The sequence below is a fragment of the Flavobacterium sp. genome (genome assembly GCF_031381455.1).
Taxonomy (GTDB): Bacteria; Bacteroidota; Bacteroidia; order Flavobacteriales; family Flavobacteriaceae; genus Flavobacterium.
The window spans coordinates 1-12399 of record NZ_JANMXZ010000043.1; the positions used below are offsets into that span (position 1 = coordinate 1).

Annotated in this window: 6 protein-coding genes and 1 pseudogene; 5 read left to right on the plus strand and 2 right to left on the minus strand. The window is 33.3% G+C overall.

Annotated features, from left to right (window positions below):
* Positions 1 to 452, plus strand: a pseudogene (locus RMN97_RS10595) (MFS transporter); the annotation flags it as partial.
* Between the two features lie 97 nt (positions 453 to 549).
* Here RMN97_RS10595 and RMN97_RS10600 read toward each other — a convergent pair.
* The gene (locus tag RMN97_RS10600) at positions 550 to 1176 is read right to left on the minus strand and encodes a hypothetical protein (RefSeq protein WP_309614491.1); all 627 of its coding nucleotides are present in this window, start codon (positions 1174 to 1176) and stop codon (positions 550 to 552) included.
* A 293-nt stretch (positions 1177 to 1469) separates the two neighbouring features.
* Here RMN97_RS10600 and RMN97_RS10605 point away from each other — a divergent pair, with 293 nt between their 5' ends.
* Positions 1470 to 2657 carry a M28 family peptidase gene (locus tag RMN97_RS10605; protein WP_309614492.1) on the plus strand — a complete coding sequence of 396 codons (1188 nt, stop codon included), beginning with the start codon at positions 1470 to 1472 and terminating at the stop codon, positions 2655 to 2657.
* A gap of 50 nt (positions 2658 to 2707) precedes the next feature.
* Here RMN97_RS10605 and uvrA read toward each other — a convergent pair whose 3' ends face one another.
* Positions 2708 to 5530, minus strand: coding sequence for an excinuclease ABC subunit UvrA (gene uvrA / locus RMN97_RS10610; protein ID WP_309614493.1), 2823 nt, complete (start codon positions 5528 to 5530; stop codon positions 2708 to 2710).
* A 770-nt stretch (positions 5531 to 6300) separates the two neighbouring features.
* On the opposite strand from uvrA, the gene RMN97_RS10615 reads away from it, so the two are divergent.
* From RMN97_RS10615 to RMN97_RS10625, 3 genes are read left to right on the plus strand one after another with little or no spacing between them, the layout of a single operon-like run.
* Complete coding sequence (locus RMN97_RS10615; RefSeq protein ID WP_309614494.1) at positions 6301 to 9348, plus strand: TonB-dependent receptor; 3048 nt, start codon at positions 6301 to 6303, stop codon at positions 9346 to 9348.
* An 11-nt stretch (positions 9349 to 9359) separates the two neighbouring features.
* Positions 9360 to 10835 (plus strand): RagB/SusD family nutrient uptake outer membrane protein, encoded by a 1476-nt coding sequence (locus RMN97_RS10620; protein WP_309614495.1) that lies wholly within the window; start codon positions 9360 to 9362, stop codon positions 10833 to 10835.
* An 11-nt stretch (positions 10836 to 10846) separates the two neighbouring features.
* Complete coding sequence (locus RMN97_RS10625) at positions 10847 to 12397, plus strand: hypothetical protein (RefSeq protein WP_309614496.1); 1551 nt, start codon at positions 10847 to 10849, stop codon at positions 12395 to 12397.
* Positions 12398 to 12399 lie beyond the last annotated feature (2 nt).

Consider the following 12399-nt stretch of genomic DNA (forward strand, 5'->3'; position numbering starts at 1 on the left):
CACCTTTTTATGTTTATGCGTTAATCATTTTAGTTTTAATTTTTGCAGATATTGCTAGTAAAGGAAATCCAGCTAGAATGTTATTGATATTTTCTGGATTGGGAATTTTAGCGTTGCTTACTGGAATGGCTACCGATGGAATGATAAGTGTTTACGCTTTTACCAGTGTTGGTTTGTTCTGTAGCACCTTGTGGCCTTGTATTTTTACATTGGCAATTAGCGGATTGGGAAAACACACTAGTCAAGGAAGTAGTTTCTTAATTATGATGATTATGGGTGGTGGAATTGTGAGCTGGTTGCAAGGTTATATTGCTGATATGAGTAATATTCATGTAAGTTATATTGTTGGCGTTTTTTGTTTTGCTTATTTAGCTTTCTATGCATGGAAAGTGAGTGGTATATTAAAAAGTCAAGGCATCGATTTTGATAAAAAAGTTAGTGGAAGTCACTAATCTTCTAAATATATGAAATCAAAAATCCCGCATCGTCTTTCAACTTTGCGGGATTTTTTCATCAAAACCTAACCAATCAATCTTAAACTAACCTAACTTATTTTCTTTCTTTATCGTCTTCAACTTTTGCTTTTGTACCATCAGCTTTGTAATAGTAGTAATCGCTGTCATTATCATTATAGTTTGACGCTGTGTAATTATCATCTTCATAATGATTGTTGTAGTTGTAAGCGTATCCAGAGTTACTGTAACCTTTGATACGTCCAACAGTATCAACGATTTCTCCTCTTCTGTTGTAAACGATTCTCATTCCACCAATTTGTGTTAAAGCAAATCGATTATATCTCATGTAAACACTTCCAATGCGATTTACTCTATCTCTGCTGTCATAATTGATAAACGTGTTACCAATTCGTCTTACTCTACCAAAACTATCATGCTCAATTCGAGTACCATAATTTATTGGTCCTCTTGCCTGAACTGTAGTTCCTCTTTTTCCGGCGGTTTTATAAAAATAGTCGCCTTCGCTGTCTTCCGGACGAGTGTTAAAATCAAATTCTCCATTTGGAAAAACGAAAAACTCAATGCCTCGTTCCATAAATGAGATTGGCTCATCAAAGCTAAATCTCGTTCTTTTTTCTTCACCAGATTTTTTGATTTCTGATGCATTCGCTACACTTCCAACCAGTAAAATGCTAGCTACTAAAAGGGTAATTTTTTTCATAATCATACTTGTTTGAGTTAATAATTTTGCTCTTTTTCCCGAAACTTCGGGATTCAGCTTTTTTGAACAAATTCCTTTGTTGATTAGCACATTTCAATTGGTGTGCCAAAACGCCAAACAGAATTCTTAAGGTTTGATTAATATAAATTAACTTGTAGATATTCAGTATTTTAAAAATGTAATAGCTGGTTTTATTTCCAAATTAAAGTATACAGCTAATTAATAGTTGCATTTTTTCAGTACATTTGTTGTCAATTTAAAAGCAGAAACAAACAATCATTATCATAGTATCAATGAAAAACCTACTACTTTCATTTTTCTTTTTTTTATTAGCTACTAAAAGTTTTGGTCAAGAATATATTCCTTATTATGGTTCAATAGTAGAACAATGCTCCCAAACCAATATTACCAACAATTTAACAGCCTATGAATCTTTAGGATTAAAAAGAAGAGGAACAACTTCTTTGCAAAACACTTTAGATTGGTTAAAAAGCAAATACCTTCAATTCGGTTATACCGCAAATCAAATTGTGGAAGACTCTTATACTTATAATGGTTCAACGGCTATTTGTAAAAATCTTATTGTTACCAAAGTTGGTAAAGTTTATCCAAATACGTATGTAATTGTTTGTGGTCATTATGATTCTATTGGTGGCACAGGAACTAATGATAATGGAAGTGGTTTAGTTTCTATTTTGGAAACTGCCAGATTGTTGCAAAATATACCAACAGAATATTCGATTAAATTTATCAATTTCAGTGGGGAAGAAGATGGTTTAAAAGGTAGTCAGCATTATGTGAGTGCCATCGTAAACGCAACTACTCCAAAAATGAATATTCGTTTGGTGTTAAATTTAGATGAAGTTGGTGGTGTTGCAGGTTTGAATAACAATACGATAACTTGTGAAAGAGACACTAATAATTCTCCTTCTACCAATAATGCACAATCAAGTATTATGACTAACCAATTGATGACTTGTGTCGAATTATATTCTCCTTTAAACACACAACTATCTTATGCCTATGCTTCTGATTATATGTCGTTTCAAAGCAATAATGAAATTATAACTGGGCTTTTTGAAACCAATGAAACAACCCATAAACACACTAATACGGATTTGTTAATCTATATGGATCCGGTTTATAATTATAATGTTGCCAAAGCTACAATTGGCGCAACAATGCATTTTGCGGTAGCTGCAACATCAGCCTTGGGAAACGACCAATTTCAAAGTGATAACCAAGTGAGTTTCTTTCCATGTCCAACCACGGATGTTTTGAATATCAATTTAGGTAACATTATTGATACGGAGTATTCTTTTTCCTTAATTGATTTGCAAGGAAAAATTGTTATTAATAAACACGTCGAAAACGCACATTTAATAGAGACAGTTTCTTTAGATGGTTTATCTAAAGGAATGTACTTAGCAGTTTTGCAAACTTCAAATAAAAGAATTACAAAAAAAATTATTGTAGAATAACATAATTTTTAAGATATAAAAAAGTCTCGATGCATTCGGTACTTTTTGTTTTATAGCTTATCCTTTAAATAATATCCGGTAACGGACTTTTTGTTTTTTACAATTTCTTCCGGCGTTCCTACTGCTAAAAGTTGGCCGCCATTTTCCCCACCTTCCGGACCTAAATCGATAATCCAATCGGCACATTTTATCAAATCCAGATTGTGCTCAATAACAATAATTGAATGTCCTTTTTCAATTAATGCATCGAATGACGCTAACAATTTTTTAATATCATGAAAATGCAAACCTGTCGTTGGTTCGTCAAAAACAAATAATGCTTTTTCTTTGGTAACACCTTTTACTAAAAACGAAGCCAGTTTAATTCGTTGTGCTTCACCGCCAGAAAGAGTAGACGAGGATTGCCCCAATTGCACATATCCCAAACCAACATCTTGCAGTGGTTGCAGTTTTTGAGTGATTTTTGTTTGTTTGTTTTCGGCAAAAAAAGCAATGGCATCATCAATAGTCATTGTTAAAATATCATCAATGTTTTTACCTTCAAAGGCTACTTCCAGGACTTCTTTTTTGAAACGTTTTCCGCCACAAGTTTCGCAAGGTAAAGAAACATCGGCCATAAAAACCATCTCTACATTTATAGAACCTTCACCTTTGCAGGTTTCGCACCGTCCGCCATCAACATTAAAAGAGAAATGTTTGGCTTGATAACCACGAACTTTAGATAGTTTTTCTTTGGCATATAAATCTCGAATATCATCATAGGCTTTGATATAAGTCACAGGATTCGATCGTGAACTTCTTCCAATTGGATTTTGGTCAACGTATTCGATGTGTCTTATATGTGAATAGCTTCCTGATAATTCTGAGAATTGTCCGGCTTTGTCTCCAATGCCTTCTAGTTTCTTTTGCATGGCAGGAAAAAGTATTTTCTTTACCAAGGTACTTTTTCCACTTCCGGAAACTCCAGTAATAACTGTTAGGCTTTCTAATGGAAAAGCAACATCAACATTTTGAAGATTGTTTTCGCGAGCGCCTTTTATCGCAATGAAATTGTTAGATTTCCTTCTTTTTTTCGGAACTGAAATTTCTAATTGTCCGTTTAAATACTTTGCTGTTAAAGAATCAGCTTGAAGGATTTCAGCAAAGTTACCTTCTGCAACTAATTCACCACCAAAAGTTCCGGCTTCTGGACCAATATCAATAATTCTGTCAGCAGCTTTCATAATATCTTCGTCATGCTCAACCACAATTACAGTATTGCCCAAATCACGAAGGTTTTTCAATACTTTGATCAAACGTTCTGTATCTTTTGGATGCAAACCGATACTTGGTTCATCGAGAATATACATCGAACCCACCAAACTGCTTCCAAGCGAAGTAGCCAAATTAATACGCTGTGATTCACCTCCGGAAAGTGTTGCCGAATTTCTATTTAAAGTAAGATAATCCAAACCAACATCACTCAAAAATGCCAATCGGTTATTGATTTCTAACAACAATCGTTTGGCTACTTTTTGATCATATTCTGAAAGTGTAAGCTCATTAAAAAAAGGAATTAATCGCTTGATTGATAAATCAACTAACTCCGAAATGGTCTTTTCGCCGACGGATATATAGTTAGCTTCTTTTCGCAAGCGCTTGCCTTTGCATGTTGTACATTTTGTTTTACCACGATATCGCGATAGCATAACACGATTCTGAATTTTATAATTTTTCTCTTCTAATTCTTTAAAGAAATCATTCAATCCTGTAAAATAGCTGTTGCCTTTCCAAATCAAATCTTTTTGCTCGTCGGTTAATTCAAAATATGGTTTGTGTATCGGAAAATCAAATTTATAAGCGTTGTTTACCAATTGGTCACGATACCAGCTCATGCTTTCGCCACGCCACGGGAATATAGCATTTTCAAAAACAGAAAGCGCTGTGTTTGGAATCACTAATTCATCATCAATGCCAATGATATTGCCATAACCTTCGCACGTTGGACATGCGCCATAAGGGTTATTAAAACTAAAAAGATGGATGTTTGGTTCTAAAAATGTAATGCCATCGAGTTCAAAATTAGAACTAAAAGTTAAGCGATTATTAGTTGCTAAATCCTGAAGATAACAAACGCCTTTGCCTTCAAAAAAAGCAGTTTGCGTAGCATCTGCCAATCGATTAAAGAATTCTTCTTCCTCTTTAACTACGATTCGGTCTATAATTAAAAGAATGTCTTTATTATCTAATTCGTGCATTTTTGTCACATCGAGCGATCCCGAAACTTCGGGAGAGATGTCGTCTAAACGCACCATTTCATTATTGACCAATATTCGGGCAAAACCTTGTTGTAACAGTACTTTTAGTTTGTCTTCCAATTGTCTTCCTTGTTCCAAATGAATTGGAGATAGGAGCAACCATTTGCTCTCTAAAGCAAACGTTTTAACATGAGCAATAACATCGGTAACGGTGTCCTTTTTTACTTCATTTCCCGAAACTGGAGAAAAGGTTTTACCAATTCGGGCAAAAAGCAGTTTTAAATAATCATAAATTTCGGTAGAAGTTCCAACCGTAGAACGTGCATTGGTCGTATTAACTTTTTGTTCAATAGCAATTGCCGGAGCAATTCCTTTAATATATTCCACTTTTGGTTTGTCTAATCTTCCCAAAAATTGACGTGCGTAGGATGATAAACTTTCCACATAGCGACGTTGGCCTTCGGCATAGAGTGTATCAAATGCCAAACTCGATTTTCCCGAACCTGAAAGTCCGGTGATGACAACTAATTCGTTGCGTGGAATGACAACATCCAAATTCTTTAGATTGTGAATTTGAGCGCCTTTGATAAGAATGTTTTTTTTGGGTTCTAGTGTTGCAATTTCTGTACTCTTCATAGTAAAAAGGGAATGAGTGCAAAGTTAATCATTTCGTGATTCATTTCTACATATAGTCTATCCTCAAATCATATAGGTTTATGTATTTCAATTGCATAAATTTTAAGCTTTTTTATGTGTTTAATATAATTTTTTCTTCTTTTTTTTGTAAAACTCTTATTTGAGTATAGACATTAATAAAAAATGATTTAAAGAAAACCTCTGAAGAAGGAAATCATAGCCTAAAATCAGTAATTACTATTATAAATAAAAACATTAATGAAGAAGATTCTTGGAATGTTTTTAAAGAAGCATTTGATAGCGGAGATAAAGATTTTTTAAAAAAAACTAAAGCTTGCACATTCCTCTTTAACACCAAACGATTTAAGGTTATTTGCCTACCTTAGACTTAATTTATCTTCAAAAGAGATTTTACCATTACTTTACATAACAGTACGAAGTATTGAGAATAAACGATATCATTTGCGTAAAAAATTGATTTAACAAACGAACAAGGACTTGTTGAGTACATTCTTTCTATATAGTTTGTAGAAAACTTTACAGTTAACCTATACAATACCTCAACAACATCGTTTGCGTTCCTTATTTTAATTAAACTTTTTACATTTTTTTAGCATTTAACTACTAGAGAATTACTATGAATACGGTGTTTATTCATAGAATTCAAAAATATACAATGTTTTCTTTGTGATGTATATTTTTTGTTGTGGTTCTTTTTAAGAAAGTAATGGTGTAGAAATATACTTTTATACCACTAAAACCAATTTATTATGAAATCAAAACTATTACTGATTGTTTTCATGCTTTTTTCCTCCTTTGCTTTTTCGCAAGTGTATGAAGTAAGCGGAACAGTTATCGATGCTACAACAGGAAGTCCTTTGCCTGGCGTTAATGTATCTGTCAAAAGCCAAAATTTGTCTACATCAACAGATTTTGACGGAAAATTTAAGTTAACTAAAATTCCAACTGGATCATCAGTTGTATTTAGTTATGTAGGTTATAAAGACTATGAAATTAAGGTATACAAAAACGAAACATTATCCATTAAACTTACTGAAGAAAGTAACAAACTAAATGAAGTTATCGTTATTGGATATGGTAGTAAGAAGAAACAAGATGTGACTGGAGCGGTTAGTGTAGTATCAGCTAAAACTATTGAGGAGTTAAAGCCTTTCAAAGTTGAACAAGCTTTACAAGGAACTGTTTCTGGTGTCACTATAACACAACAATCAGGTGCGCCTGGAGCAGGATTAGATATTCGTATTAGAGGAATAGCTACTAATGGAAATAATGCTCCATTAGCCATTATCGATGGTTATCAAGGTGATTTAAGTCTTTTAAATCCCGATGATGTTGAGTCAATAACGGTTTTGAAAGATGCGCAAGCGGCTATATATGGTACTATTGGCGCCAATGGTGTTTTATTAATTACTACTAAAACTGGCAAAAGAAATTCAATGACAAAGGTTTCGTATAATACTTATTCGGGAATGCAAGAAACTACTAGAAAATTATCATTATTAAATGCTACTGAATACGCACTTCTATTAAATGAAAGTTATGCAAACGGTGGTCAAGCATTGCCTTATCCTAATGTTAGTGGATTGGGTAAAGGAACAGATTGGCAAAATAAAGTTTTTAGTAAAGCCCCAGTTGTTAATCATGATTTTTCAATAATGGGTGGTTCTGATAAAATATCTTATACCTTCAGTGCATCCGATTTATATCAAGAAGGAATTATTGGAGGTGCAAAATCTGATTTCAAAAGAAATACCGCTCGTTTAGGTTTGAATGCTGATTTATCTGATAAATTCAAATTGCAAACCAACATAATATATACTTACATTGACAGAGATGCAGTTAATGATAGTGGACTTGGTTCTGTTTTATTTAACGCAATCAATACCCCATCAACATTACCTGTTTATGATACTAATGGAGATTATACTTTAGTTCCAAGTTCTCCAGGATTTGGTATTGAAGTAATCAATCCATTAGCCCAAGTAGATAATACATATAATGATTATAAGTTAAAAAAATTAAGTGGAACTTTTTCTGTTGATTACAATGTTGTTAAAGATTTAAAGTTTACCGGTAGAATGGGTTTCAATTCTTCTAATAGTAGAGGTAAGACATTTGCCAAGGCTGTTAGCTATGGTGGTAAAGTCTTTGATGTAACTAGAAATAGTGTTTCTCAAAACACCATTGAAGACAATAATTATACATTTGACTTTTTCGCTGAATACAAACATAAATTTTTAGAGAATCATAATTTTAAGGCAACTATTGGTACCACAGTCTACAAAGAATATGGTAATGGTCTTTTTGCTACAGGATTTGATGTTCCTAATAACATATGGGAAAATGCAGATATAGCTTTAGCCATAGGTACAAGCCCAAATGGCGGTAGAGATGTCGGTTCGTATGCCTATGATGAAAGAAGGTTGTCCTATTTTGGAAGATTAGAATATGATTTTAAAGAAAAGTATTTACTATCACTTGCCATAAGAAGAGATGCCTCTACAAAATTTGGCCCAGATAATAGAGTAGCCATTTTTCCATCAATTACCGCAGGTTGGAAAATATCCGATGAAAGTTTCTTCAAAAAATCTAAATATTTTAACTTCTTAAAATTAAGAGCTAGTTATGGTATTTTAGGAAACGACCAAATTCGGAACAATGGTTATGTGGGTTCATTAAGTGGAGAAGGAACTTATGTTTTCAATGGTAGTATTGTCAATGGAACTGCAGTTGGTGTTTTGCCAAACCCAAAATTGCAATGGGAAGAAGCTAAAAAATTTGATGTTGGTTTAGATGCTAATTTTTTAAACAACAAATTAGAAACGGTAATTGACTATTTCATCGATACTAGAGATAAATTGTTAATTGGCAATATTCCTGTTTCAGGAATAACTGGAGTTTATGCACCGGGATCAGGTTCGCCAACTATCAATGCTGGTTCTGTTAGAAATAGCGGTTTAGAATTTTCATTTAACTATAAACAAACGGTATCTGATAATTTTAGATTTTCTTTGGGATACAATATAACTACTATAAAAAACGAAGTATTATCAGTAAATAATAGTACAGGATTTTTAGAAGGCGGTGCTTTTGGTGTTGGTCAATTAGCACCTTCAAGAATGGAAGCAGGACAACCATTAGGATTCTTCTATGGCTATCAAACCGATGGAATTTTTCAAAACCAAGCGGAAGTAGACGCTCATCCATCACAAATAGCTTTGGGTGCTAATGCAGTTCCGGGAGATATTCGTTTTAAAGATTTAAACAATGACGGTGTAATTAATGCTAGCGATAGAACTAATATTGGTGACCCAATTCCGGATCTAACAATGGGTTTCAATTTAAGTTTAAATTACAAAGGTTTTGATTTTGTAACATATGCATTTGCATCTATTGGAAACGATATGGTAAGAAATTATGAAAGAGCTTTATCTGACGTTAATAAATTAAATTATGTTTTGGGAAGATGGACAGGAGAAGGTACAAGTAATACAGTTCCTAGAGTAACTACAGCTGCTTCTTCAAACAACGTTTTTTCAGATTATTTTGTAGAAGATGCGTCTTTTTTACGTATTCAAAATGTTCAATTAGGTTACACTTTAAATAACAAGTTTTCTGAAAAAATAGGTATTACAAAGTTGAGACTTTACACATCAGTAAATAATTTATATACTTTCACAAAGTATAGAGGATTTGATCCTTCTGCATCAAGCGGTTCGCCAATAGGTGGTGGAATTGATTATGGATTTTATCCAACGCCAAGAACTTATATAGTTGGACTTAATATTAATTTTTAAAATTTAGAAACATGAAAAATAGAATTTTTAAAGCAGTTATTGCGATAGTAGTTTTTGCAACTATTAGTGTTTCTTGCTCAGATAGTTTTGTAGATAGAGATCCTGTTTATTCGATAGACTCAGAAAACTATTTTAATTCAGAAGCCGATTATAATCAAGCTTTAATTGCTGCTTACGATTTACTTCAGGCATCATATGTTAATGTGCTGTTAGGCGAAATTGCGTCAGACAATACTCTCTCGGGTGGCGAAAGTGCCAATGATGTAATTGGTTTTCAGCAAGTAGACGAAATGACCCATACTTCCACCAATAGTAATTTAAGAGATCTTTGGAATTGGATGTTTGCTGGTGTGAACCGAGCCAATTATATTTTAGAATTTAAGGACAAAACTGATTTTGAAGGCAAAAATCAAGTTATTGCAGAAGCGCGTTTTTTGAGAGCATATTATCAATTTGAATTAGTAAAATGGTTTGGCGGAATTCCGATGAAAGGTGATTTTAGATTCAAATTAGGAGATGAGAAATCAATTCCTCGCTCTTCTGTTGCCGATGTATATGCTTCCATTGAAAGTGACTTGATATATGCTATTGATAATTTAAGTGCTGTTGCTCCTCAAACAGGAAGAGCTACTAAGGGCGCAGCTCAAGCATTATTAGGGAAAGCATATTTGTATGAAAACAAGTTTGTTGATTCTGCCAATGTTTTAGAAACCTTAATAACATCAAATAATTATTCATTAGTTCCAAATTACAATAACATTTTTGAAAATAATAATGAAAATAATGTTGAATCTGTTTTTGAAGTGCAATATACTGATGGAGAAGGAGCAAGTTTTGGTTGTCTTCAATGTAGTGAAGGTAATGTAGCAGTTGGTTTCAATGGAATTAGAAATTATGCAGGACCAGTATTTGACTCTGGCTATAGTTTTAATGTACCAACACAACAAGCCTATGATGCCTTTGAGGTAGGTGATAATCGTAGAGACGTTGCTATATTAAATATTGTAACATGGGCAGCTGCTAATAATGCAACTTATGGGACAGGATATAAACACACTGGTTTTTTCAATAGAAAATACCTTCCACGTCAAGGTGATTTAAATATAGGAGATCAAAACTTGACCAATCCAAATAATTATAGAGCTATTCGCTATGCAGATGTATTATTGATGGCAGCAGAAGCAAATAATCGTGGTGGAATTGATGATGCTAAAGCTAGATTGTATTTAAATCAAGTTAGAAGAAGAGCTTTTGGAGATACAAATCATGACATCAGTACTTCGGGTGCTGCATTAACAGATTTTATCTTAGCAGAAAGAAGAGTAGAATTAATGGGAGAAGGCCATAGGTTTTTTGACTTAGTGAGAACAGGAAAAGCTGCTCAAGCTATACCTAATTTTACTTCGGGTAAAAATGAATTATTTCCAATTCCTATTGAAGAAATTCAGTTTTCTAATAATAATTGGCAACAAAATCCAGTATATTAAAAATAAAAAATATGAAAAAAATTATTGTATTAATAAGTATTGCCTTTTTGACTACCATTTTTGGGTGTTCAGAGGATAATGGTAATGTCAATTTAGATGATGTTACAGCACCAACCGGATTATCAGCTTTGACGACAATCAAACAAGATAATTCTGGAAAAGTGACTATTTTGCCAAGAGGAGAAGGAGTAACACGTTATGAAGTCTATTTTGGTGATGGAACAGTTGAACCTGCCTATCTGAATCCTGGCAGTTCGGTTGAACATATATATGCTGAAGGAGTATTTCAGGTTAGAATTGTTGGGATGACAGTAAACGGTCTTAAATCTGAAGTTTTACAAGAATTAACTGTTTCATTTTTACCTCCAACTAATTTAGCAGTAACAATTGCTCATGTTCCTGGCGATAATATGTCAATAACGGTCCAAGCATCAGCAAATTTAGAAGCCTATTTTCAAGTTTACTATGGAGAAACTCCCGGAGAAACTCCAGTTGATTTTATGCAAGGCGAAACGGTAACTCATACTTATGCAAACACTGGTACATATCAAGTTCGTGTTGTTGCTTTAAGTGGAGGAGCTGCAACAATAGAATATTTAGAAGATGTAATTATTTCAAATCCAATTTTATTACCAGTAGATTTTGAATCAGCCACATTAAATTATGCTTTCACCAATTTTGGTGGAGCCAATTCTACAGTTGTTAATAATCCTGACGTTAGTGCTTCGAACGGAAGTGCTAAAGTAGCCAGATTAAATAAAAGCAATGGCTCAGAAGTTTGGGCAGGTTCATTTTTAGAATTAGGAGTGCCAATTGATTTTTCAACTATGCAAAAAATAAAAATAAAATCATGGTCTCCACAAGCTGGAATTGTGGTTAAAATGAAGTTGGAAAATTTAAGCAACCCAAGCATCAATACAGAAGTTGATGTTACCAATACTGTTGCTAATTCATGGGAGGATTTAGTATTTGATTTTACAGGTATTAATAATGCAAATAATTATCAAAGAGTTGTTATATTTTACAATTTTGGGAATAATGGAACAGGGTTAAATTATTATTTTGATGATATTCAGTTGATTACTGGAGCAGAACAATTGGTATTGCCATTGACATTCCAGTCTACAACATTAACTTATAGTTTTACCGATTTTGGAGGAGCTACAGCAACAGTTGCAAATAACCCTGATGCTTCTGGAATTAACACCAGTACTAAAGTTGGTAAATTGGTAAAAGGGAGCGGTGCTCAAGTATGGGCTGGTTCTTTTATTGAATTAAGTAGCCCGATTAATTTTGCAACTCAACAAAAAATAAAAATAAAAGTTTGGTCACCACAAGCTGGTATAATTGTAAAACTTAAACTTGAAAACTTCGCTAACTCTTCTATCAATACTGAACTTGATGCTACAACTACAGTTGCTAATGGTTGGGAAGAACTAACCTATAATTTTACTGGAATTAACAATGCAAATAATTATCAACGAGTAGTTGTCTTCTTCAATTTTGGTAATCCGGGAACTGGAACCTCATATTATTTTGATGACATTAGACAATCCAATTAAAA

Excerpts from the sequence above, each read along its gene's own strand:
- RMN97_RS10600 (WP_309614491.1), bottom strand. The coding sequence starts at position 1,176 with ATGAAAAAAATTACCCTTTTAGTAGCTAGCATTTTACTGGTTGGAAGT.
- RMN97_RS10605 (WP_309614492.1), top strand. The coding sequence starts at position 1,470 with ATGAAAAACCTACTACTTTCATTTTTCTTTTTTTTATTAGCTACTAAA.
- uvrA (WP_309614493.1), bottom strand. The coding sequence starts at position 5,530 with ATGAAGAGTACAGAAATTGCAACACTAGAACCCAAAAAAAACATTCTT.
- RMN97_RS10615 (WP_309614494.1), top strand. The coding sequence starts at position 6,301 with ATGAAATCAAAACTATTACTGATTGTTTTCATGCTTTTTTCCTCCTTT.
- RMN97_RS10620 (WP_309614495.1), top strand. The coding sequence starts at position 9,360 with ATGAAAAATAGAATTTTTAAAGCAGTTATTGCGATAGTAGTTTTTGCA.
- RMN97_RS10625 (WP_309614496.1), top strand. The coding sequence starts at position 10,847 with ATGAAAAAAATTATTGTATTAATAAGTATTGCCTTTTTGACTACCATT.